The 23,342-nt window shown below is 66.6% G+C and carries 21 protein-coding genes and 1 pseudogene; 19 read left to right on the top strand and 3 right to left on the bottom strand.

The window, feature by feature from the left end:
* Positions 1 to 9: 9 nt before the first annotated feature.
* The 6 genes and pseudogenes from aroC (at position 10) to nusB (ending at position 4,611) form a co-directional block, all read left to right on the top strand.
* A complete protein-coding gene (aroC, locus tag AC1DDG_RS07280) occupies positions 10 to 1,209 on the top strand; it encodes a chorismate synthase (RefSeq protein ID WP_230118002.1) in 1,200 nt (399 codons plus the stop codon).
* A gap of 59 nt (positions 1,210 to 1,268) precedes the next feature.
* Positions 1,269 to 1,763 (top strand): annotated as a pseudogene (locus AC1DDG_RS07275) (shikimate kinase); the annotation flags it as partial.
* Between the two features lie 110 nt (positions 1,764 to 1,873).
* The gene (gene aroB, locus AC1DDG_RS07270) at positions 1,874 to 2,962 is read left to right on the top strand and encodes a 3-dehydroquinate synthase (RefSeq protein WP_476875510.1); all 1,089 of its coding nucleotides are present in this window, start codon (positions 1,874 to 1,876) and stop codon (positions 2,960 to 2,962) included.
* On the top strand, positions 2,962 to 3,480 hold the full coding sequence (locus AC1DDG_RS07265) for a tetratricopeptide repeat protein (protein WP_230118000.1): 519 nt from the start codon (positions 2,962 to 2,964) through the stop codon (positions 3,478 to 3,480). Before aroB ends, AC1DDG_RS07265 begins: the two co-directional genes overlap by 1 nt.
* Positions 3,481 to 3,637: 157 nt before the next feature.
* Positions 3,638 to 4,201, top strand: a complete 564-nt coding sequence (gene efp / locus AC1DDG_RS07260; RefSeq protein WP_230117999.1) for an elongation factor P — start codon at positions 3,638 to 3,640, stop codon at positions 4,199 to 4,201.
* Entirely contained in the window at positions 4,201 to 4,611 is a 411-nt protein-coding gene (gene nusB / locus AC1DDG_RS07255; RefSeq protein ID WP_056635239.1) for a transcription antitermination factor NusB, read from the top strand. Before efp ends, nusB begins: the two co-directional genes overlap by 1 nt.
* A 96-nt stretch (positions 4,612 to 4,707) precedes the next feature.
* Here nusB and AC1DDG_RS07250 read toward each other — a convergent pair whose 3' ends face one another.
* Positions 4,708 to 5,976: a PrsW family intramembrane metalloprotease gene (locus tag AC1DDG_RS07250; RefSeq protein ID WP_230117998.1), complete on the bottom strand. Its 1,269-nt coding sequence runs from the start codon at positions 5,974 to 5,976 to the stop codon at positions 4,708 to 4,710.
* Between the two features lie 168 nt (positions 5,977 to 6,144).
* On the opposite strand from AC1DDG_RS07250, the gene pyrR reads away from it, so the two are divergent.
* From pyrR to AC1DDG_RS07185, 13 genes are all read left to right on the top strand, one after another.
* On the top strand, positions 6,145 to 6,729 hold the full coding sequence (gene pyrR, locus AC1DDG_RS07245) for a bifunctional pyr operon transcriptional regulator/uracil phosphoribosyltransferase PyrR (protein WP_230117997.1): 585 nt from the start codon (positions 6,145 to 6,147) through the stop codon (positions 6,727 to 6,729).
* A complete protein-coding gene (locus tag AC1DDG_RS07240) occupies positions 6,726 to 7,721 on the top strand; it encodes an aspartate carbamoyltransferase catalytic subunit (RefSeq protein WP_476875509.1) in 996 nt (331 codons plus the stop codon). Before pyrR ends, AC1DDG_RS07240 begins: the two co-directional genes overlap by 4 nt.
* Positions 7,721 to 9,124 carry a dihydroorotase gene (locus tag AC1DDG_RS07235; protein ID WP_230119687.1) on the top strand — a complete coding sequence of 468 codons (1,404 nt, stop codon included), beginning with the start codon at positions 7,721 to 7,723 and terminating at the stop codon, positions 9,122 to 9,124. The genes AC1DDG_RS07240 and AC1DDG_RS07235 overlap by 1 nt, the downstream gene beginning before the upstream one ends.
* Complete coding sequence (locus tag AC1DDG_RS07230) at positions 9,124 to 9,645, top strand: PH-like domain-containing protein (protein WP_230119686.1); 522 nt, start codon at positions 9,124 to 9,126, stop codon at positions 9,643 to 9,645. The genes AC1DDG_RS07235 and AC1DDG_RS07230 overlap by 1 nt, the downstream gene beginning before the upstream one ends.
* On the top strand, positions 9,626 to 10,945 hold the full coding sequence (gene carA / locus AC1DDG_RS07225; RefSeq protein ID WP_230119685.1) for a glutamine-hydrolyzing carbamoyl-phosphate synthase small subunit: 1,320 nt from the start codon (positions 9,626 to 9,628) through the stop codon (positions 10,943 to 10,945). Before AC1DDG_RS07230 ends, carA begins: the two co-directional genes overlap by 20 nt.
* Positions 10,945 to 14,259 carry a carbamoyl-phosphate synthase large subunit gene (gene carB / locus AC1DDG_RS07220; protein WP_230119684.1) on the top strand — a complete coding sequence of 1,105 codons (3,315 nt, stop codon included), beginning with the start codon at positions 10,945 to 10,947 and terminating at the stop codon, positions 14,257 to 14,259. The genes carA and carB overlap by 1 nt, the downstream gene beginning before the upstream one ends.
* Positions 14,252 to 15,118, top strand: coding sequence for an orotidine-5'-phosphate decarboxylase (gene pyrF / locus AC1DDG_RS07215; protein ID WP_230119683.1), 867 nt, complete (start codon positions 14,252 to 14,254; stop codon positions 15,116 to 15,118). Before carB ends, pyrF begins: the two co-directional genes overlap by 8 nt.
* Before the next feature lie 98 nt (positions 15,119 to 15,216).
* Entirely contained in the window at positions 15,217 to 15,528 is a 312-nt protein-coding gene (gene mihF, locus AC1DDG_RS07210; RefSeq protein ID WP_476875672.1) for an integration host factor, actinobacterial type, read from the top strand.
* A gap of 44 nt (positions 15,529 to 15,572) precedes the next feature.
* The gene (gene gmk / locus AC1DDG_RS07205) at positions 15,573 to 16,145 is read left to right on the top strand and encodes a guanylate kinase (RefSeq protein WP_230119681.1); all 573 of its coding nucleotides are present in this window, start codon (positions 15,573 to 15,575) and stop codon (positions 16,143 to 16,145) included.
* A gap of 39 nt (positions 16,146 to 16,184) precedes the next feature.
* Positions 16,185 to 16,445: a DNA-directed RNA polymerase subunit omega gene (rpoZ, locus tag AC1DDG_RS07200; protein WP_090581074.1), complete on the top strand. Its 261-nt coding sequence runs from the start codon at positions 16,185 to 16,187 to the stop codon at positions 16,443 to 16,445.
* 41 nt (positions 16,446 to 16,486) lie between these two features.
* Positions 16,487 to 17,749 (top strand): bifunctional phosphopantothenoylcysteine decarboxylase/phosphopantothenate--cysteine ligase CoaBC, encoded by a 1,263-nt coding sequence (gene coaBC, locus AC1DDG_RS07195; protein ID WP_230119680.1) that lies wholly within the window; start codon positions 16,487 to 16,489, stop codon positions 17,747 to 17,749.
* A 76-nt stretch (positions 17,750 to 17,825) separates the two neighbouring features.
* Positions 17,826 to 19,061, top strand: a complete 1,236-nt coding sequence (gene metK, locus AC1DDG_RS07190; protein WP_230119679.1) for a methionine adenosyltransferase — start codon at positions 17,826 to 17,828, stop codon at positions 19,059 to 19,061.
* A gap of 114 nt (positions 19,062 to 19,175) precedes the next feature.
* Positions 19,176 to 21,323 carry a primosomal protein N' gene (locus tag AC1DDG_RS07185; protein WP_476875671.1) on the top strand — a complete coding sequence of 716 codons (2,148 nt, stop codon included), beginning with the start codon at positions 19,176 to 19,178 and terminating at the stop codon, positions 21,321 to 21,323.
* Here the strand turns inward: AC1DDG_RS07185 and AC1DDG_RS07180 are convergent.
* Positions 21,320 to 22,405, bottom strand: coding sequence for a glycosyltransferase family 4 protein (locus tag AC1DDG_RS07180; RefSeq protein WP_476875508.1), 1,086 nt, complete (start codon positions 22,403 to 22,405; stop codon positions 21,320 to 21,322). The genes AC1DDG_RS07185 and AC1DDG_RS07180 overlap by 4 nt on opposite strands.
* Complete coding sequence (locus tag AC1DDG_RS07175; protein WP_476875507.1) at positions 22,402 to 23,331, bottom strand: alpha/beta fold hydrolase; 930 nt, start codon at positions 23,329 to 23,331, stop codon at positions 22,402 to 22,404. Before AC1DDG_RS07175 ends, AC1DDG_RS07180 begins: the two co-directional genes overlap by 4 nt.
* Between the last annotated feature and the right edge of the window lie 11 nt (positions 23,332 to 23,342).

The raw sequence follows: 23,342 nt of genomic DNA, 5'->3' as shown, positions 1-23,342 counted from the left end.
ATGGATTCTATGTTGCGTTGGTTGACTGCCGGTGAATCCCATGGTCCGGCCCTGGTCGGAATTATTGAAGGCGTCCCCGCAGGTGTTGAACTCACCAGCGGGCACATCGCCGATGCCTTGGCGCGACGCCGCCTCGGGTACGGACGCGGTGCCCGGATGAAGTTCGAGCAGGATGTGGTCACCATCCTTGGCGGCGTCCGTCACGGCATTACACAGGGGGGCCCCGTCGCTGTCCAGGTCGGCAACACTGAATGGCCCAAGTGGGAGCAGATCATGTCTGCCGATCCCGTGGACGCCGAGACACTCGCAGACCAGGCGCGCAATGCTCCGTTGACGCGGCCGCGTCCGGGCCATGCAGACTTCACCGGGATGCAGAAATACGGATTCGACGAGGCCCGGCCGGTGCTTGAGCGTGCCAGCGCCCGCGAGACGGCGACGCGCGTCGCCATGGGAACCGTTGCTGCGCAGTTCCTGAAGCAGCTGGGTATCGAACTCGTGAGCCACACTGTGTCCATCGCCAGCGTCACGGTGCCCGAGGGCAGGCCCCTGCCCCTTCCCGGAAACGTGATTGCGCTCGACGCCGATCCTCTCCGCTGCTTCGACCGCGAGACCTCCGACGCCATGGTCGCAGAGGTGGATGCCGCGCACAAGGAAGGCGAAACCCTCGGCGGAGTGGTGGAGGTGCTCGCCTACGGTCTTCCGCCGGGCCTCGGCAGCTACGTGCACTGGGACCGCAGGCTTGATTCGCGCCTAGCCGCTGCTCTCATGGGCATCCAAGCCATCAAGGGCGTGGAAGTGGGGGACGGATTCCTGACCGCTGCCCGCCGAGGATCGGCGGCCCACGACGAAATCGTCAAGGACGCCGACGGCCGGATCATCCGCACCAGCAACCGCGCCGGCGGCATTGAAGGCGGCATGAGCATCGGCGACGTCCTGCGCGTGCGGGCGGCCATGAAGCCGATCGCTACGGTGCCCCGCGCCCTGAAAACCATTGACGTCAGCACCGGCGAGGCCGCCAAGGCCCACCACCAGCGCTCGGACGTCTGTGCCGTCCCTGCCGCCGGCGTCGTGGCCGAGGCCATGGTTGCCCTGGTTTTGGCCGAAGCCGTCACCGAAAAGTTCGGCGGCGATTCCGTGGCCGAGACCGCCCGCAACATCAGGGGCTACCTCGAGAACATTCCGGCGTCGCTGGACTCGATCGGACGCTAGTGCCCGTCAGCAATACACCCTGTGCCGCGGGGGAGCGGCCAATTGTGCTCATTGGACCCATGGCGGTTGGCAAGTCGGCGATCGGGCAGCAGCTGGCACAGCAGCTTGGCGCCCCCTTTGTGGACACGGACGCCGTCATCGTTGAGAACCATGGTTCCATCGCTGACATCTTCGCGGGCCGCGGCGAGCGGGCGTTCCGGGAAATTGAGGCGCGGACGGTTGCCCGCGTGGTCGAGGAAGCGGCCGGCACAGCCACGGTGATTTCACTTGGCGGCGGCTCGGTGCTGGACTCCGGAACCCAGCAGCTGCTGGGGCGGTGCACGGTGGTCTACCTCGAATGCGACGCCGAGACCGTGGCCGCGAGGATCGCCAGAAACTCTGTCCGCCCACTTCTCGCCGGCGACGGAATCCACCGCTGGAAGGTGCTGTTTGCCACCAGGAAGCCCGTCTATGAGCGCCTTGCAAACATTGTCCTGGACGTCCGGCGCGGTTCAGTGCCTGAGCTGGGACGCCGGCTGGAAGCGGCCTTGCGTGCCTTCGCCGAAGGGGCCCAAACAGAAGATCCGGCTGCGGAAAACCCCGCCCCGGAGAACATAACCGCGGCGGACGCAGCCGCGACGACGGCGGCCGGCGACACCGCGGCCGCGAAACAGGAAGTTGAAAAGTGAGCGAATCAACGGTCATCAAGGTCACCGGCGAATCGGCCGGGGACAACTACGACGTCGTAGTCGGCCGCGGCCTGCTCGGCACCCTTCCGGAACTGCTCGGTGAGCGGGTACGGCGGGTCCTGGTCATCCACCCCCGGGCCCTGCGGCTCACGGGAGACACCGTCCGCGACGAGCTGGCGGCAGCGGGATTCACGGCCCTGACAGCTGAAATCCCCGATGCCGAGGAAGGCAAGCACATCCAGGTGGCCGCGTTCTGCTGGCAGGTGCTGGGACAGAACGACTTCACCCGCTCGGACGCCGTTGTATCGGTGGGCGGAGGGGCGGTTACCGACGTCGCAGGCTTCGTTGCCGCGACGTGGCTCCGGGGCGTCAAGGTCATCCACATGCCCACCAGCCTGCTGGGCATGGTTGACGCCTCCGTGGGCGGCAAGACCGGCATCAACACGGCCGAAGGAAAGAATCTTGTGGGTGCTTTCCACCCGCCGGCAGCCGTCCTTGCCGATCTGGACACCCTGAACACGCTGCCGAAGAACGAGATCATTTCCGGCATGGCGGAGGTCATCAAATGCGGCTTCATCGCTGATCCGGCCATCCTGGACCTCGTGGAGCAGCACCCCGAAGCCGTCACGGACCCACAGTCGGACACGCTGCGAGAACTCATTGAACGCGCCATCACCGTCAAGGCCCGTGTCGTGTCCGAGGACCTGAAGGAATCCGGGCTGCGCGAAATCCTGAACTACGGCCATACCCTGGGCCACGCCATCGAACTCGTGGAGCGGTATTCCTGGCGCCACGGCGCCGCGGTGTCGGTGGGCATGATGTTCGCCGCTGAGCTGTCCCGCAGCGTGGGAAGGCTGAGCGATGCCGACGCCGACCGGCACCGGACCATCCTCGAGTCCCTCGGGCTGCCCGTGACGTACCGCCGGGACCGCTGGCAGGGCCTGCTGGACGGCATGCGCCGCGACAAAAAGTCACGCGGCGACCTGCTCCGCTTCGTGGTGCTCGACGGCGTCGGAAAGCCCGGCATCCTCGACGTCCCGGACACGTCCCTGCTCTTTGCCGCCTACCAGGAGATTGCGTCCTGATGGGCGACATCAGCGGCGGAACCATTGAATGGCCGGACGGGGGCTTCCCTGGAATCAGGATCAACCCGGAATCCCTCATTCCGGAGATCACCAGCCCCGAGGCGTGCGCGGCAGCGCTTGAGGCGTCCACCGATCCCGCAGACCGTGTCTTCGTCCTGCTTGTGGAGGGCCATGCCGCCGACGCCGCCGAGCTGCTGGCCGAGGCGCGGTACAAGGACCCCGAATCGTTCCGGCTCCGGGCCTTCGAGGCTGAAGTATTACGCGTCTCGCACCGTCATGACCGGGCCGTTGAGCTGTTCAAACAGCTTCTGGCGGAAGTGCACGGAACGCCCAACGAGGCACTCGTGCACCAGTACCTCGGCAGGACCCACTTCGTCTCCGGCCATGTCGGGGCGGCCGTGGAGTCATTCGCCCGGGCACTGGACCTGCGGGTCGCGGAGTCGGCCGACGCGGCGCTCATCTATTCGTCGACTGTGGCGCTGCAGAGGGCGCGGGACGTCCTTGAACTGGCCTCCTGACGGACGCCCGAAGACCGGACCGAACGAGCCCGCCCGCAATTCCGCTAGAATGGTTCTTGGATTTTTGATAAATACACGCTGGCGGGCCGTTCGGCATGCCTGCTTGGCATAACCGGCTGGCAGCAAGAAGCAGTCACATAGAAACCAGAGGAAACCAGTGGCAACCACAAACGACATCAAGAACGGAACCGTCCTGAAGCTTGAGGGCCAGCTCTGGAACATCATCGAGTTCCAGCACGTCAAGCCGGGCAAGGGCGGGGCGTTCGTGCGCACCAAGATGCGGAACGTCATGTCCGGCAAGGTGGTCGACAAGACCTTCAACGCGGGCCTCAAGATCGAAACCGCCACGGTGGACCGCCGCGACTACCAGTACCTGTACCAGGACGGTGCGGACTTCGTCTTCATGGACACCCAGGACTACGACCAGATCACAGTCTCCGGCGCGACGGTGGGCGACGCCACCAACTTCATGCTGGAAAACCAGATGGTCAACATCGCCATCCACGAAGGCAACCCGCTCTACATCGAACTGCCGCCGAGCGTTGTCCTCGAAATCACCTACACCGAGCCGGGCCTGCAGGGCGACCGCTCCTCCGCCGGAACCAAGCCGGCCACCCTCGAAACCGGCTACGAGATCCAGGTGCCGCTGTTCGTCGAGAACAACACCAAGGTCAAGGTCGACACCCGTGACGGCAGCTACCTGGGCAGGGTCAGCGAGTAGTGAGCGCACGCGGTAAAGCCCGTAACAGGGCCCTTGATGTCCTCTTCGAGGCGGAACAGCGATCCGTCTCCGCCTTCGACGTGCTTCGCGCGCGGCGCGAGAGGACCGACCAGATCGTCAACCCCTACACGCTTGAAATCGTCGAAGGCGTGGTTTCGCTTCAGCCTGCCATCGATGAATTCCTCGAAACGTACTCGCAGGGCTGGACCCTGGAGCGCATGCCGTCCGTGGACCGCATCATCCTGCGGATCGGCACCTGGGAGCTGCTGTACAACGACGACGTCCCCGACGGCGTAGCCGTCAGCGAAGCGGTCGCACTGGCCAAAACGCTCTCAACGGACGAGTCGCCGTCGTTCATCAACGGCCTTCTCGGACGCCTCCAGCAGCTGAAGCCCTCGCTGCTGGCCTGACCCGACGCGCGGTCCGCAGACAGCAAGAGCCCCGGCCATTTGGCCGGGGCTTTTTTGCTCCCCGTCGCGGTGCGGTCTTATTGCCGGGCCGTTTTCTTACTGCCCGACGGCGGCGCGCAACGCGACCAGTTCGCGCAGCTGCTGCAGTTCGTCCTGCTGGTGGGCCAGGACATCCCTGCCGCTGAGGATCCGCTGGCGGGTGAAGGCGAGCCGTGTTGCGGCTTTAACGAAGTCCTTCATCTGGGGACCGCGGTTGTATGAGCCGGCCCAACGCACCGCCTGGCGCCTGCCTCCGGCGGTGGCCAGCATCCCCACTTCGGCCGGGGTGAACCAGCCTGCGGCGGAATACTCGAGCAGGCGCTGCCGGGTGAGGCGCGTCTCGGCGACCCGCAGCATCACGATGCACGCCACCGCCAGCAGGAAGATCGGGACCTGCACCAGCACATATTGGGCCAGGAAGTCCTGCCCCATGCTGTTCCAGCGGTTGTGCAGCACCATGGCCGGAATCAGGCCCACCACGAAGGCGGCTACGGAGACGCCAGGATGCCAGCGGCGGGCGGCGAAGCCCATGATCAGGCCGGTGGTGCCAGTAAAGATGGCGTGGGCGAAGGGCGACATGACGCCGCGAAGGAAGAAGATCTGGGCGAGGTCCGTCCCGGGCGTACTGGATTCGGCAATGGCCCGGCCGAAGTAGAGGATGTTCTCGGTGAAGGCGAAGCCCCCGGCGATGGTGAAGGCGAAAACCACGCCGTCCACGGGACCGTCGAAGTTCTTGCGTGCCAGCAGGAGCAGGAGCAGCAGGCCAAGGGATTTGGCGAATTCCTCCACAATCGGCGCCTGGACGGTGGTCATGAAGTCGCGGAAGGATGCTTCATCGGAGTACGGGGCCGCAAGCGCGAAGACCGGCTGGATCAGCAGTGTGACTGCGATGGACACGGCGGCGCCCCACGTAAACGCAAAAAGGAGCAGCCGCTTAGGTTCCGGTTCCCAGCGGTCGATGAGGTACACGGAAAACAGCACTGCGCCGAGCGGAATCAGTGAAGCGACGAACCCGGTCACGAAGCCGGTGACTCCCGTGTTGGCCAGCAGGAAAGGTACAACCAGGAAAAGGCTGACGAAGGCGAGGACCCCTCCGCCCAGGACCAGGGCGAGAACCCCTGACGACGGGCGGGCGGCGACGGTGGATGCCGCCTCCGGGATGACCTGGACCACTGACCCGCCGCTGTGCCCGGGCGCGGGCCTGTAGTTCTGCTGGTGCACGTGCCCCATCCAGCTGGGGTTGGTCTGCTCGTGGAACTGCCACTCCGGGTCGCCGGGGCGGGCACCTGACGGTCCGGGAGCAGGCTGCTGCGGGTTCATCGACATAGTCATGAGCCTAAATGGCGGCGCCCGCCTCGCCAAAGGCCCCTGCGCCGGATGTGACCGAAGACGCCCTCTGCCCGGGCAATGCTGGAACGCCCGTGTGGTAATTTTGGAAGGCAAATGTTCCTTTTTTAATTCCGTCCCGTGAGGCGGGGAAAGGGGAGACGAGCGTTGACTCCTGTCACACAGGCACCGGTACCGGCCAGGGTTGTACTCAACCAGGCGGACATTGACCGTGCACTCACTCGTATCGCCCATGAGATCCTCGAGGCCAACAAAGGTTCGCAGGACCTGGTGCTGCTGGGCATCCCGCGCCGCGGCTATCCGCTGGCAGTCCGGCTCGCCGAAAAGATCGCCGCCGCGGATCCGGCTGTGGACGCTTCCGCGATCGTCGGACAGCTCGACGTCACCATGTTCCGCGACGACCTCTCCCACCAGCCCACCAGGCCGCCGCACCATACGCAACTGCCGCGGACCGGCATCGACAACAAGGTCGTAGTCCTGATCGATGACGTTCTGTACTCGGGCCGCACCATCCGCGCCGCCCTGGACGCCCTGGTTGACCTGGGCCGGCCCCGCATTGTGCGCCTGGCCGTGCTGATCGACCGAGGGCACCGGGAGCTTCCCATCCGGGCTGACCACGTGGGAAAGAACCTGCCCACCTCCTCCGCCGAAAAAGTCCGGGTCCGCCTCGAGGAAACCGACGTCATTGACGGCCAGGCTGTCAATGAAGTGGTCATCGAGGCCGGCGCATGAAGCACCTGCTGTCCACCGAGGACCTGAGCCTCTCCAACGCCGTCCGCATCCTCGACACCGCCGAGGAGATGGCGGCCGTCGGCGACCGCGAGGTCAAGAAACTTCCTGCCCTGCGTGGCCGCACCGTGGTCAACCTCTTCTTCGAGGACTCCACGCGCACCCGCATTTCGTTTGAGGCAGCCGCCAAACGGCTTTCCGCGGACGTCATCAACTTCGCCGCCAAGGGATCGTCGGTGTCCAAGGGGGAGTCCCTCAAGGACACCGCCCAGACGCTGTCCGCGATGGGCGCTGACGCCGTCGTAATCCGCCACTGGGCCTCAGGCGCGCCGCACCGGCTCGCTGCAACCGACTGGATCGACGCTGCCGTCATCAACGCCGGTGACGGCACGCATGAACACCCCACGCAGGCGCTGCTGGACGCCTTCACCATGCGCCGGCACTGGGCAAAACTCGCCGGGCTGCCGTCCGCCGGCGCGGACCTCAAGGGCATGCGCGTGGCCATCGCAGGAGACGTCCTGCACTCCCGTGTCGCGCGCTCCAACGTCTGGCTGCTGCGCACGCTCGGCGCCGAGGTGACGCTCGTTGCCCCGCCCACCCTGCTGCCCATCGGCGTCGACAAGTGGCCGTGCAAGGTCAGCTACAACCTGGACGAAACGCTCGAAAAGGGCGTTGACGCCGTGATGATGCTCCGGGTCCAGGGCGAACGGATGAATGCGTCGTTCTTCCCCTCCACCCGCGAGTACTCGCGCCGCTGGGGCTTTGACGACAACCGGCTCCGCGCGCTGGACAGCCTGGGCCTCAAGGACACCATCATCATGCACCCCGGTCCCATGAACCGCGGGCTGGAAATTTCCGCCGCCGCCGCCGACTCGCCACGTTCCACCGTCCTCGCCCAGGTCCGGAACGGCGTGTCCATCCGCATGGCCGCCCTGTATCTGCTGCTCTCCGGGGACACCCGCGAACCAGCCGCCACCCTGAAAGAGAGCAAGTAATGGCTGAACAATCTGCCGACAACGGCGCCAACAGCAACGCCACCGCCGGAAGCAGCGAAACCTACCTCATCCGCGGAGCGGCCATCCTCGGAGCCGGAGCCGAGGACCTGCTCATCCGCGACGGCGTCATCACCGCGCGCGGCACGGACCTGTCGGAGACAGACACTGCCGACGGCGCCACCGTCATCGATGCCGACGGCCTCATCGCGCTGCCGGGCATGGTCGACGTCCACACTCACCTCCGCGAACCCGGCCGCGAAGACGCCGAAACCGTCGAGACCGGAACCCGGGCGGCGGCACTGGGCGGTTTCACCGCCGTACATGCCATGGCCAACAGCACCCCCGTTGCCGACACGGCCGGAGTGGTGGAGCAGGTCCACAGCCTGGGCCGCGCCGCCGGCTGGGTGGACGTCCGTCCGGTCGGCGCCGTCACAGTTGGCCTTGCCGGGGAGCAGCTGGCCGAACTCGGCGCCATGGCGGACTCCCGCGCCCAGGTCCGCATGTTCTCCGACGACGGCATCTGCGTCCATGATCCCGTCCTGATGCGCCGCGCCCTGGAATACGTCAAGGCGTTCGACGGCGTGGTGGCCCAGCACGCGCAGGAACCCCGCCTCACCGCCGGCGCCCAGATGAACGAAGGCGAAGTCTCCGCCGTCCTCGGGCTGACGGGCTGGCCGGCGGTCGCCGAGGAAAGCATCATCGCCCGAGACGTCCTGCTCGCCCAGCACGTGGGCTCCCGCCTCCACGTCTGCCACGTGTCCACCGCTGGGTCCGTGGAGATCATCCGCTGGGCCAAGGGCCGGGGCATCAACGTCACCGCCGAAGTGACCCCGCACCACCTCCTGCTCACCGACGAGCTGGTCCGCAGCTACGACCCCGTGTACAAGGTCAACCCGCCGCTGCGGACCGACGCCGACGTCCAGGCCCTGCGCGCCGCCCTCGCCGACGGGACCATCGACGTGGTGGGCACCGACCATGCTCCGCACCCGAGCGAACACAAGGAATGCGAGTGGGCGCAGGCGGCAATGGGCATGACCGGGCTGGAGACCGCCCTGTCCGTCGTCCAGCACGCCATGATCGAGACCGGCCTCATGACCTGGGCTGATTTCGCCAGGGCGACCTCCATTGCGCCGGCCGGGATCGGCCGCCTGGCGGACCAGGGCCGCCCCCTGGAGGAAGGCGAGCCCGCCAACATCATCCTGGTGGACCCGGCCGCGCGCTGGACCGTGGACCCGTCCGCCATGGCCACCATGGGACGCAACTCGCCGTTCCGCGGCATGGAGCTCCCGGGCAAGGTCGTGGCCACGTTCTTCAAGGGCCACCCCACCGTCCTGGACGGCAAGCTCAACACCCCCTACCGCTACCCGGCCGACGCCGCCACAGCGCCGGTGGGCGCGTACTGATGGACAATAAGACCCTGACGCTGGTCACCACGCTGCCGCTCATCGCCCTTGTGCTGGTCCTGATCGGCATCGGGTGGCGGAACCGTTTGCGGCGCCAGTCCGACGTCGAACAGCTGCCCCCCGTTCCGGCCGACCTGAGCATGCCGCTTGCAGCCGCGGACGGCCAGTACGTCGCGTCCACCACGGCCGGCGACTGGCTGGACCGGATCGCCGTGCACGGACTCGGCATCCGCACGAACGCGGAACTCACCGTCCACCCGGAGGGTGTGCTCTTTGAGCGGTCCGGAGCCGGGCCGCTGTTCATCCCCGCGGCCAGTCTGTCAGGCGTCCGCCAGGACAGCGGCATGGCCGGCAAGTTCGTCGAGAAAGACGGGCTGCTGGTGCTGAGCTGGACGCTCGGACAGCACGAACTGGACACCGGCTTCCGCACCCGGAGGGCCGCGGACAAACCGGCCCTCCTCCAAACACTTCAGGAATTGATCTCCGCAGGCCCTCAGGCAGATGCCCATAGTGGAAAGTAATACAGTGACGGACACCAACAAAGTGACAGCAAACGCAGGTACTGCGCCTCAAGCAGCAAGTTCCACCCCGGCCGCCCTGGTCCTCGAAGACGGCCGCATCTTCCGCGGCACGAGCTACGGCGCCCAGGGCACCGCCCTCGGCGAGGCGGTGTTTGCCACCGGCATGACCGGCTACCAGGAGACCATCACGGACCCGTCCTACGCCCGGCAGCTGGTGGTGCAGACGGCGCCGCACATCGGCAACACCGGTGTGAACAGCGAAGACGCCGAGTCGCGCCGGATCTGGGTGGCCGGCTACATCGTCCGCGACGCCGCGCGACGCCCGTCCAACTGGCGCTCTGAGCGCAGCCTGGACGATGAACTCGTGGAGCAGGGCATCGTCGGCATCCAGGGTGTGGACACCCGCGCCATCACCCGCCACCTGCGCGAACACAAGACCATGCGCGCCGGCATCTTCTCTGGCGGCGCAGCGCAGGCCACCGACAAGGAACTGGTCGACGCCGTGCTCGCCAGCGCGCCGATGGAAGGCGCCCGGCTGGCCGAAGAGGTCAGCATCGACGAGGCCTACGTCGTCGAGCCCAAGGACCACGGCTGGGACGGCGACCCCCGGTTCAGCATCGCGGCGATCGACCTCGGCATCAAAGCCATGACGCCGATCCGCTTCGCCGAGCGCGGCGTCCGCGTCCATGTCCTGCCCGCCACCGCCACCATGGAGGACGTCAAAGCCGTCAACCCGGACGGCTTCTTCATGTCCAACGGCCCGGGCGACCCCGCGACGGCAGACAACCAGGTGAAGCTGCTCCGCTCGGTGCTGGACGAGAAGCTGCCCTACTTCGGCATCTGCTTCGGCAACCAGATCCTGGGGCGGGCCCTTGGCTTCGGCACGTACAAACTCCGCTACGGCCACCGCGGCATCAACCAGCCGGTCATGGACCGCCGCACCGGAAAAGTGGAAATCACCTCGCAGAACCACGGCTTCGCCGTCGACGCGCCGCTCGACGGTCCCACCGCGGCGCCCGAAGAGCGCTACGGCCGGGTCGAGGTCAGCCACATCAGCCTGAACGACGACGTCGTGGAAGGGCTCGCGTGCCTCGACATCCCGGCGTTCTCGGTCCAGTACCACCCGGAGGCAGCAGCCGGCCCGCACGACGCCGCCTACCTGTTCGACCGCTTCATTGACCTGATGGAAGGCACACGGGACGGCAAGACCGCCGGACTCTCCGGTGAACCCGTGGACGCCGCGCACCCCGCCCAGGGACAGCACAACCCGATCGACAACAACACTGAGGACAAGAAGTAATGCCTAAGAGAACTGACCTTAAGAGCGTCCTGGTCATCGGTTCCGGCCCGATCGTCATCGGCCAGGCCGCCGAATTCGACTACTCCGGCACCCAGGCCCTTCGCGTCCTCAAGGAGGAGGGCCTGCGCGTCATCCTCGTCAACTCCAACCCGGCCACCATCATGACGGACCCCGAGTTCGCCGACGCCACGTACATTGAGCCGATCACCCCCGAGGTGGTCGAGAAGATCATCGCCAAGGAGCGGCCCGACGCCGTGCTGCCCACCCTGGGCGGCCAGACGGCCCTCAACACGGCCATTGCGCTCGACAAGAACGGCGTTCTCGAGAAGTACAACGTGGAACTGATCGGTGCGAACATCGCGGCGATCGAACTCGGCGAGGACCGCGAGAAGTTCAAGGGCGTGGTGGAGCGCTGCGGCGCCGAGTCCGCCCGCAGCCACATCATCCACTCCATGGACGAGGCACTGAAGGCAGCCGAAGACCTGGGCTACCCGATGGTGGTCCGCCCGTCCTTTACCATGGGCGGCTTGGGATCCGGCCTCGCCTACAACGAAGACGACCTGCGCCGGATCGTCGGCCAGGGCCTGCAGTACAGCCCTACCAGCGAGGTGCTGCTCGAGGAGAGCATCCTCGGCTGGAAGGAATACGAACTCGAAATGATGCGGGACAAGAACGACAACGTGGTTGTCGTCTGCTCCATCGAGAACTTCGATCCCGTAGGCGTCCACACCGGCGACTCCATCACCGTGGCCCCCGCACTGACCCTCACGGACCGTGAATACCAGCGGCTGCGCGACATCTCCATCGCCGTCATCCGCGAAGTGGGCGTAGACACCGGCGGCTGCAACATCCAGTTCGCCATCGAACCGGACACCGGCCGCGTGGTGGTCATCGAGATGAACCCGCGCGTGTCCCGCTCCTCGGCCCTGGCCTCCAAGGCCACCGGCTTCGCCATCGCCAAGATCGCCACCAAGCTGTCCCTCGGCTACACGCTGGATGAGATCCCCAACGACATCACGCAGAAGACGCCCGCGTCCTTCGAACCCACCCTGGACTACGTGGTGGTCAAGGTTCCGCGGTTCGCCTTCGAGAAGTTCCCGGCCGCCGACAACACGCTGACCACCACCATGAAATCCGTGGGCGAGGCCATGGCCATGGGCCGCAACTTCACCGAGGCCCTCCAGAAGGCGCTGCGGTCGCTGGAGCAGAAGGGCTCGCAGCTTGACTTCAGCTCCGTCCCGGAATGGGAAATCCCGGAGCTCATCGAAAAGGCCAAGCGCCCCACCACGGACCGCCTGCACCAGGTCCAGCGCGCCATGCTCGGCGGGGCCAGCGTCGAGGAACTCTACGAGGCCACCAAGATCGATCCCTGGTTCCTGGACCAGCTCCAGCTGCTGAACGAGATCTCCCGCGAGATCCGCCAGTCCGGTGCCCTGACCGTGGAGATGCTCCAGCGGGCCAAGCGCCACGGCTTCTCGGACGAGCAGATCGGCGCCCTCACGCACAACTCCGAAGCCGTGGTCCGCGGAGTCCGCCAGGCCCTGGGCATCCGCCCGGTCTACAAGACCGTGGACACCTGCGCCGCCGAGTTCGCCGCCTACACCCCGTACCACTATTCGTCCTACGACGAGGAGGACGAGGTTGCGCTGCACGCCAAGCCGTCCATCCTGATCCTCGGCTCCGGCCCCAACCGCATCGGCCAGGGCATCGAGTTCGACTACTCCTGCGTCCACGCCTCGATGGCGCTGCGCAAAGCCGGCTACGAGACCGTCATGGTCAACTGCAACCCGGAAACCGTCTCCACCGACTACGACGTCTCCACCCGCCTGTACTTCGAGCCGCTGACCCTGGAAGACGTCCTTGAGGTCATCGCCGCAGAGGAGCGCACCGGCGGCGTGATGGGCGTGTTCGTGCAGCTCGGCGGACAGACCCCGCTGAAGCTGGCCCAGCAGCTGGCGGACGCGGGCGTGCCCATCCTTGGCACTTCGCCGGAAGCGATCGACCTTGCCGAGCACCGCGGCGCCTTCGCCCGGGTACTGGACGAAGCCGGGCTCATTTCCCCGAAGAACGGCACGGCCGTGTCCTTCGAGGACGCCAAGAAGATCGCAGACGAAATCGGCTACCCCGTGCTGGTCCGTCCGTCGTACGTCCTGGGCGGCCGCGGCATGGAGATCGTCTATGACGAGCCCAACCTGTCCCGGTACATCGCCAACGCCACGGAGATCACCCCGGACCACCCGGTGCTGATCGACAGGTTCCTGGAAGACGCCGTTGAAATCGACGTCGACGCCTTGTTCGACGGCAAGGACATGTACCTTGGCGGCATCATGGAGCATATCGAGGAGGCCGGCATCCACTCCGGCGACTCAGCCTGCGTCCTGCCGCCGATTACCCTCGGCAACAACGTGCTGGAACGCGTCCGCACGGCCACCCGCGCCATCGCTGAAGGCGTCGGCGTCCGCGGCCTCATCAACATCCAGTTCGCGCTGGCGTCGGACGTCCTGTACGTGCTGGAAGCCAACCCGCGCGCCTCGCGGACCGTGCCGTTCGTGTCCAAGGCCACCGGCGTGCAGATGGCCAAGGCCGCAGCCCTCATCGGCACCGGCGTCACCATTAACCAGCTCCGCAGTGCCTACAAGATGCTGCCGGAAACCGGTGACGGCTCCACCCTGCCGCTGGACGCGCCCGTCTCGGTCAAGGAGGCAGTCCTGCCGTTCAGCCGCTTCCGCACCCCCGAAGGCAAGGTCGTGGACTCCCTGCTCGGCCCGGAAATGCGCTCCACTGGCGAAGTCATGGGCATCGACAAGCACTTCGACACCGCCTTCGCCAAAAGCCAGGCAGCCGCGAACAACGCGTTGCCCACGGAAGGCAAGATCTTCGTCTCCGTGGCCAACCGGGACAAGCGTTCGGTGATAATGGGCGTCAAGCGCCTGTCCGACCTCGGCTTCGAGATCGTCTCCACCGGCGGAACGGCCGACGTGCTGCGCCGCAACGGCATCCAGGCCACCCCGGTGCGCAAGGTTGCCGAGGGCAGCAGCGCCGAGGGCGAAGGCACCATCGCCGACCTCGTCATCGCCGGCGAAATCGACATGGTGTTCAACACCCCGTCCGGCGGCGAAGCCCGCAGCGACGGCTACGAACTCCGTGCCGCGGCCACGTCCATCGGCATCCCGTGCATCACCACGGTGGCCGAATTCAACGCGGCCGTCCAGGCCATCGAGGCGCTGCGCACCTACGAATGGTCCGTAACCAGCCTGCAGGAGCACGCCGCCGCCCTGGTGGCTTCACAGAACGCGGCAGCGCAGAATGCCTGAGCCAGAGGCAGCAGCCACGCCCGGCCGGGAGTCCTTCGGCTCCCGGCTGGGCCAGGCCATGGCCGACCGCGGGCCCCTGTGCGTCGGCATCGATCCGCACCCGGCGCTGTTGCAGGCCTGGGGACTGAACGACGACGCCGCGGGCCTGGAGCGCTTTTCACTGACAGTCCTGGAGGCCGTGGGTTCCCTCGCTGCCGCGGTGAAGCCGCAGGTGGCGCTCTACGAGCGACACGGCTCCGCCGGGATGGCCGCCCTGGAGCGGACGCTGGAGGCAGCGGCGGGGGCCGACGTGCTGAGCATCGCTGATGCCAAGCGCGGCGATATCGGCTCCACCATGGCCGCATACGCCGACGCCTGGCTTCGGGACGGCTCGTCCCTCGCCGCGGACTCCGTGACGTTGAGTCCGTACCTCGGGTTCGAGTCACTCCGCCCCGCCCTGGACCTCGCGGCGGAGTACGGCCGCGGCGTGTTTGTCCTGGCCCTGACCTCCAACCCGGAGGGGGCCTCGGTCCAGCACGTGGGCGGCAGCGACTCCGTCGCCCGCAGGATCGTGCAGGCAGCCGCCGCCGAAAATACGCGGTATGGGGCAACGCTTGGTTCCGTCGGCCTCGTAGTGGGCGCCACGGTGGGATCGGCCCTCACGGACCTCGGTCTTGACCTCGGAGCAGTCCGTGGACCCATTCTGGCCCCGGGCCTGGGTGCCCAGGGTGCCACGCCTGCAGATCTCCGGAAGACCTTCGGCACCGCCTATCCGCAGGTGTTGGGGACGTCCAGCCGGGACATCCTCAAGGCGGGTCCCGGTGTCCGGGATCTGGCTGATGCTGCCGCCCGCACGCTGGACGGTCTCCGCGCCGCATAGTCCATTGATTTCTGCAGCCGCCGAGGAGTAGGTTCAAGGACAAGTCCAACGGCCTCGGCCGTGGATCCATTGGCTACCCCCGGGGGATCACCGTGACCTTGCGACCCTTGTCAGCCCAGGAACGCGCTGATGCGCTGAAAAAAGCCGCCGCAGCGAGGGCCGCCCGGGCCGCTGCCAAGGAGAGGCTGAAAACCGGTGACCTGTCCATCGCAGAGGTGCTGGACTCGGGAGGCAGCGAGGAGGCCATTGCCCGGATGCGTGTCTCCGAGCTGCTCGAGGCCCTGCCCGGGATCGGAAAGGTCCGGGCAGCGGCGATCATGGAGGCCGTAGGCATCGCGGCTTCGAGGCGGGTGCGGGGACTGGGCGTGCACCAGCGCCGGGCGCTGGTAGATTTTATGAACGAGAAATAGATCCATCCGAACAGAGTCATCTGAAGACCGCCCAAAAGGAATACGTGAGCAAGAAACCCGGACTGACAGTCCTCGCAGGTCCTACGGCTGTTGGCAAAGGCACCGTGTCCACCTATATCCGCGACAACTACCCCGGGGTCTGGCTGTCCGTTTCAGCCACCACCCGCGCTCCGCGGCCCGGAGAGGTCGATGGGGTGCACTACTTCTTCAAGTCGAAGGAGGAGTTCGAGTCCCTGGTGGCCGCCGGCGAATTCCTGGAATGGGCAGTCGTGCATGGACAGAATACCTATGGCACGCTGAAGAGCACGGTAGACCAGGCAATCGCCGAAGGACGTTCAGTCCTGCTCGAAATCGACCTGCAGGGCGCACGCCAGGTCAAGGAAGCCGTTCCGGACGCACAGTTCGTCTTCCTGGCACCCCCCACGTGGGACGAAATGGTGCGCCGCCTGGTGGGCCGCGGCACCGAAAGCGCCGAGGAACAGCAGCGCAGGCTGGAAACCGCTAAACTAGAACTTGCCGCTGAGCCGGAGTTCGATCACACGGTCATCAATGATGACGTTCGACGGGCAGCGGACGAGCTTGTTTCACTCATGGGGCTGACCCCGAACCAGCGCTAGGCGCCGGATCGTGCCAGCCCGTTAGAATTTGGAGAATTCGTGTCCACGAACCTTGAAGGCATCATCAACCCGCCGATCGACGAGCTGCTGAAGGCTGCCGATTCCAAGTACGGTCTGGTGATCTTCGGTGCCAAGCGTGCACGTCAGATCAACGCTTACTACGCCCAGCTGCACGAGGGCCTGTTTGAGTACGTCGGCCCCCTCGTTGACACCAAGCTGAACGAGAAGTCGCTGTCCATCGCGCTGCGCGAGATCAACGAAGGCAAGCTGGTCTCCACACCGATCGAAGCTGCCGAGTAACTTCCGCAGAGTAAAACAGACTGCCTGTTGACGGAGGTCACGTGCGCATAGTCCTCGGAGTCGGGGGAGGGATTGCCGCCTACAAGGTGGCATCGCTCCTCCGGCTTTTTACTGAAGCCGGCCATGACGTCACCGTCATCCCCACCGAGTCGGCCACCCGTTTTGTCGGTGTGGCCACCTGGGAGGCGCTCTCCGGAAATCCGGTCAGCAACAGCGTCTTTGACGACGTCCATCTGGTGAACCATGTCAGGCTCGGCCATGAGGCGGACATGATCGTCGTAGCCCCGGCCACCGCCGACCTTCTGGCCCGCGCCGCAACCGGACAGGCCAACGACCTCCTCACCAACACGCTGCTGATGGCTGGCGGGCCCGTGCTCTTCGCCCCGGCCATGCACACGGAAATGTGGCAGCACGCCGCCACGCAGGCCAACGTGGAAACCCTGCGCAGCAGAGGCGTCACCGTCCTGGAGCCGGCCAGCGGCAGGCTGACAGGTTCCGACTCAGGCCCCGGCCGCCTGCCGGAACCGGAGGCAATCTTCGAAGCGGCCATGGCCTTGGCGCACGGACTGCACGAAGCCCCCCACGGCACTGGCGTGGCTGACGCTCCGCTCTTCCCCCTCGCCGGGCGGACAGTGACCATCAGCGCCGGCGGCACCCGTGAACCCCTGGACCCCGTGCGGTTCCTGGGCAACCGTTCCTCCGGAAAGCAGGGCGTCGCGCTGGCCGCTGCAGCCCGGGACGCCGGAGCCGCCGTGCGGCTGATAGCCGCCCACATGGAAGTGCCTGCTCCGGCGGGCGTGGAACTGGTGGAGGTCGAAACGGCCCTTCAACTCCGGGAAGCCGTGCTGTCGGCGGCGGTCGATTCCGACGTCGTCATCATGGCCGCGGCGGTAGCGGACTTCCGCCCCGCGGACATTTCCGGAACCAAAATCAAGAAACGGGACGATCAGGCAGACCCCGTCATCACACTGGTCCGGAACCCCGACATCCTCCACGAACTCGTCGCGGTCCGCGACGCCGGCGGAAGCAGCCAGCTCGTCGTGGGGTTCGCCGCCGAAACCGGGGATGCCCACGGCGACGTCCTCGAATACGCGGAGGCGAAGCTCAAGCGCAAGGGGTGCGACCTCCTGGTGGTCAACCATGTGGGTTCGGACAAGGTTTTCGGCCAGGACCACAACTCAGTAGTCATCCTGTCCCGGACCGGCTCCGAACCCCAGTCGGCGTCCGGCTCCAAGCAGGACGTCGCCGCCGTCGTCATTGACCGCGTCAGCGCCGAGCTGAGCAAGGTCTTCCCGCGAACCTGACAGGCGTAAGCAACGTCTCCTTAGCATGGGGACACACGCTGCCGCAGGCCCGTTTGCCAACAAGTAAGGTAGTTGAGTGACTTTACCGCTGCACATTCCTGAATCCCACGGGTCCGTACCCGCCCCGCTCCGGCTCTTCACGTCCGAGTCGGTGACTGAAGGCCACCCGGACAAGATCTGTGACCAGATCAGCGATGCGATCCTTGACGCCCTGCTGGCCAAGGATCCGGAGTCCCGTGTCGCCGTGGAAACCATGGCCACCACAGGCCTGGTCCACGTTGCCGGTGAGGTGACCACGGACGCCTATGTTGAAATTCCACAGATCGTCCGGGAAACCATCCTGGGGATCGGCTACGACTCATCCGCCAACGGATTCGACGGCGCCCGCTGCGGCGTGTCCGTGTCCATCGGCCAGCAGTCAAACGACATCGCCGGCGGAGTTTTCAATTCGCTGGAAGCCCGGGAAGGCCGTCAGGAAGACGACTACGACCTCCAGGGCGCCGGGGACCAGGGCCTCATGTTCGGCTACGCCAGCGACGAGACGCCGTCCTACATGCCCACGCCGATCTGGATCGCCCACCGGCTGTCCGAACGGCTTACCGAAGTCCGCAAGAGCGGCGAGCTCTCGTACCTCCGGCCCGACGGCAAGACCCAGGCAACGATCGGCTACGACGGCGACCGCCCGGTTTCTGTTGAGACCATCGTGATCTCCAGCCAGCACGCCGATGGATTCAGCCTCGACCAGCTCCGGGCCGACCTCGCGTCGCACGTGATTGATCCGGTGCTGGCCCTTGCGGACCTGGACATCTCCCGCACGGTCAACATTCTCAACCCTGCCGGCGCCTTCGTTATCGGCGGCCCCGTCGGCGATGCAGGCCTCACGGGCCGGAAGATCATCGTCGACACCTACGGCGGCATGGCTCGCCACGGCGGTGGCGCCTTCTCGGGCAAGGATCCGTCCAAGGTTGACCGCTCGGCCGCTTACGCCATGCGCTGGGTGGCGAAGAACGTCGTGGCCGCAGGGCTGGCCAAGCGCGCAGAGATCCAGATCGCCTACGCGATCGGCCAGGCCCGGCCGGTGGGCACTTACGTGGAGACGTTTGGAACCGAAACCGTTGATCCGGCCAAGATCAGCGCAGCGATCGCGGAGATTTTCGATCTCCGTCCCCGCGCCATCATCGACGCCCTCGACCTCAAGCGCCCCATCTATGCCAAGACGGCCGCGCACGGTCACTTCGGCCGCGACGATCCGGACTTCACGTGGGAGCGCCTGGACCGCGTGGACGACCTCAAGGCGTACTTCAACGCCTGAGCCGTTGGCCCGAAGCCGCCGGTGGCCTGAAATGTCGCACCCACGTGCTTGGCTGGTGGTTGATACAGGACGGAGGTAGGCGCCATGGCTTCGAAAGCAGCGGCTTCCAACAGCATGTCGTTCAACGCCGTCCAACCCGCGGCGGACGAGCCGCAGCAGCTGTCCCTGCTGCAGGGATTTCCGGCCAGTTCCAGAACTGCCACCGGACCGCCACTGGCGGCCAGCCTTCCGGTGGCCCGCGTCCTCATTGAATCGTCGCTGCCCCATCTGGACCGGCCCTTCGACTACAGCGTCCCCGCGGAACTGGATGATGCAGCCACGCCAGGCGTGCGGGTCAAGGTGAAGTTCAGCGGCCAGGAACTCAGCGGCTATATTCTCGAGCGGACCGCGGACTCCGACGCCGGCCATGATCTGGTAACGCTGCACAAGGTGGTGTCATCCGTTGCCGTGCTGACGCCCGGCCTGCAGGAACTCGCCGGCCGGGTCGCGGCACGGTATGCGGGGACGGTCAGCGACGTCCTGCGGGTAGCCATACCGCCCCGCGTGGTCAAAGTGGAGAAGGAGATTGCCGCCGGAGAGCCCCCTGCGCCGCAATCCGCTCCCGGGCCAGAAACCGGGTCACTGCCGCCATCACCCGCCCCCGGTCGGGGGTGGGTGGACTACCGGAACGGCAGTGCGTTCCTCCGCCACCTGAACGCCGGCGGCTCGCCGCGAGCGGCGCTCAGCGCCCTGCAGGGCTTCGGACCCCACGGCTGGCCGCGGCTCATCGCCGAGGCCGTGGTGGCTGTCCGGCAATCCGGACGCGGCGCGGTGGTTGTGCTTCCCGATTACCGGGACCTCGACAGGGTCCAGGCCGCCCTGGAGGAGCTCCTTCCTGCCGGTGACATCGCGCGGCTGACGGCGGACGACGGCCAGACGCCCCGCTACCGCAGCTACCTGCGCGTCCTCAACGGAACCGCCGGGGTCGCGGTGGGCACGCGCTCGGCGGCCTACGCGCCCGTCCGGAACCTGGGCCTCGTCGTGTGCTGGGACGATGGAGACGACCTCCACATCGAGCAGCGTTCTCCGTATGCCCACACCCGGGAAGTGCTCCTGCTCCGGGCGGAGCAGGACGCCGCCGCTTGCCTGCTGGCAGGGCACACGCGCAGCACCGAGGCGCAGCGCCTCGTGGAAGCAGGCTGGGCCATGCCCGTGGAAGCCGAACGCTCTGTGGTCCGACGCACTGTTCCGCGTGTCCTCAATACTGCCGACAGCTTTGAGCAGGAGCGCGACCCCCTGGCCCGGATCGCACGGCTGCCCGGAGCGGCGTGGCGGACGGCCAAGGAAGGCCTGGAACGCGGGCCCGTCCTGGTCCAGGTCGCCCGCTCCGGCTACGCGCCGTCCCTTGTGTGCGACACCTGCCGTGAGCCGGCCCGCTGCCAGTCCTGCCAGGGACCTCTGGCGATTGCCGGAGCCTCCGGCAGTTCCGCCGTGCCGCAGTGCCGGTGGTGTTCGACTCCGGCACCAGCCTGGCGCTGCAGCCATTGCAACAACACGAGGCTGCGCCGCGGTGCCACCGGAGTTCTCCGCACGGCGGAGGAGCTGGGCAGGGCTTTCCCCGGCAAAGCGGTCGTGACGTCGTCGGGTGACCACGTCAAAGCGACCGTTCCCGATACCGGGTCACTCGTGGTGGCCACCGTGGGCGCCGAGCCGGTTGCGGCCGGAGGCTACGCCGCCGCCCTGCTGCTCGACGGCGACTCCCTCCTCAGGCGCGAAAACCTCCGGGCCGGGGAAGACGCCGTCAGGCGCTGGTTCAACGCCGCGGCCCTGGTGCGCCCTGCGACGGAGGGCGGCATCGTGGTCATCACCGCCGACGACACCGCCGCCGTGGGGGCGCTGCTGCGGTGGGACGCCTCCGGCTATGCGCAGCGGGAACTGGCGCTGCGCACCGAACTTCTGCTTCCCCCGGCGGTCAGGGTCGCTTCCGTGACAGGCGGGCGCACCGCCGTAAGGCATTTCACGTCTTCAGTCACCGCGCTTCTGGCGGCGGAAGGGGTGGAGTTGCGCGTTGCCGGTCCTGCGCCGCTGCTGCCTGGACAGCAGCCGGCAGCGGGGAAGACCGCGGCGAACGCCGCCAGCGAGGACGTCCGCACCCTCCTCTTCATTCCCTACAGCCAGGCCGGCACAGTGACCCGCCTCCTCAGATCAGTAAAGGCCGCCAGCGCGGCAAAGCGCACTGACGATCCCGTGCAGCTGCGGCTCGACGGCGTGGACGTCCTCTAACGGGTACGCCTGCCGCGAAGAGCCATGACCTCCGCGGCCACGTCCACGAGCTGCCGCGCGGAGGCGTCCCAGCTGAAATCGTTGGCCCGTTCCACCGAGCGCCGTGACACCTCCTGCCAGTGCCGGTCGTCGTCGAGGCCGCGGGCCGCGGCGGCAAATGCAGCAGCCGAATCCGGATCCACATACGTTGCAACGTCGGCACCCACCTCGCGGAAGATCGGAATGTCGCTGGCAATGACCGGCGTGCCCAGAGACATGGCCTCAACCAGCGGCAGGCCGTACCCCTCCGCCTTCGAGAGGCTGACGAGGGCGGTGGTCCGTTTGAGCAGTCCGGTGTATTCGTCGTCGGTCACGCCATTGTGAAAGACCACCTTCGCGCCCGCCGGGATGAGGGCCTCCAGCTCGGCCCGGCGCTGCGGAGTGACCCGGCTCAGCAAGTGCAGCGTGTACTCAGGAAGTTCGGCCATGCCGGCCAGCATGGTCTCAACGTTCTTGTACGGCATGAACGAGCCCATGTAGAGCAGCGTCTTCTCAGCCCCCGCCGTCGGGTCGCGGGGATCTTGGGCCGGCTGCGGCGCGTTGCTGACAATCCGCACCGGGCGGCTGGTCAGCCGGTACTTGGCCATGAGGGCTTCTGTGGTGCGGCTGATGGTGGCCACCACGTCCGCCCGGTTGAGCAGGAGCCGCTGGGGCCAAAATGCCTTGTGGTAGAGCCGCCACAGGATCCGGACCGGAGCGGGCAGGAAGCCGGGCGGCGCCGGGTGCTCGTAATAGATCATGTCGTGCAACGTGAGCACCAGCCCGTACTTGCGGCCCCACGTGCCCATGGTCTGCATGGGGCATACCACCACGTCGGCGCCCAGCTCGTTGACCTTGCTGGCCACAAAGAGTTCAGCGGGGGAAAGCGGGCTGTTGATCAGTGTGTACGGCACGTCCGGCAGCAGGGCCAGCTGCTTGGGATCGCTGATGAGCATGGAAACGTCCGCGATTTTCGAGGCAGCGGCGATGAGGCTGGCGCCGTAGCGGCTGATGCCGTCATGGTGGTCCGTACGCGTGAAGCGGGCGTCGATGACAATTTTCACGCGGCGTGGTCCTTAAGGAAACGGCGGATGAATCCTGCGGCGGGCTCCGGGGTTTCGTAGTGGATCAGATGCCCGACGCCGGGGATCACCTCCAGCGTTCCGTCCGGAAGGAGAGCGGCGAGTTTGTTCTGGTCACGGAGCAGGGCGATTTCGTCCTTTTCTCCGGCCACGAGAAGTACGGGCAGCGTCAGCTTTGCGGCCACCTCTGAAACGTTGCTGCTGACGGACGCCGTAAAGGATTCCAGCAGACTCTCGCGGTTGGCGAACGCGCTGAAGTAGGCATGGTGCTGGCCGTGGATGAACCGCAGGAGTTCCTTGTCCTTGGTTTTCGCCATGGCCACGCTCATGACCCTGACGATGAGCCGGCTGCGCAGCAGGAGCAGCCCCAGGGTATGGGGGAGCCGGGCAGAGACACGGTAGTACAGCACCGCCAGCCGGGTCATGAGGCCCTTGGGCCCCTCCAGGGCTGGTGCTGCAATGGGATTGACCAGTATCAGCGGGCGGACCGCCTGCGGGTGATCGGCTACAAAGTGGGCAGCGATGATGGAACCGAATGAGTGCCCCAGCAAGACGGTGTCCGGCCCCAGGCCGAGAGCCTCCATGAAATCGCCGATGAACTGTCCGTAGCGGCGGACACTGTGTTCGCCGTCGACAAACGCCTCAGAGCTGCCGAACCCGGGCAGGTCCGGCATGATCAGGCGCATGTCGGGCAGCTGGTCGGCCACCCGCAGCAGCCCGTGGTGATCGCCGCGGAAGCCGTGGATGACCAGAATGCTGCGTGTTTCCGGTGTTGTCCGCACCGGCTCGTAGGTCCAGTACGCCACAGTGCCGCCGCGGAGACCGACGTCCGATGCCCTGGTCCGGGCAGCAAGGCTACTGCTGAAGAAGGACGGCGTGGTTGACGGCTCGGAGTCTGCTGTTCTCATGTGCTGGAGTG

Source organism: Arthrobacter sp. 10L430 (assembly GCF_056395245.1).
The sequence above is the reverse complement of the archived record's forward strand: the minus strand, read 5'-3'. Positions and strand labels throughout refer to the sequence as shown.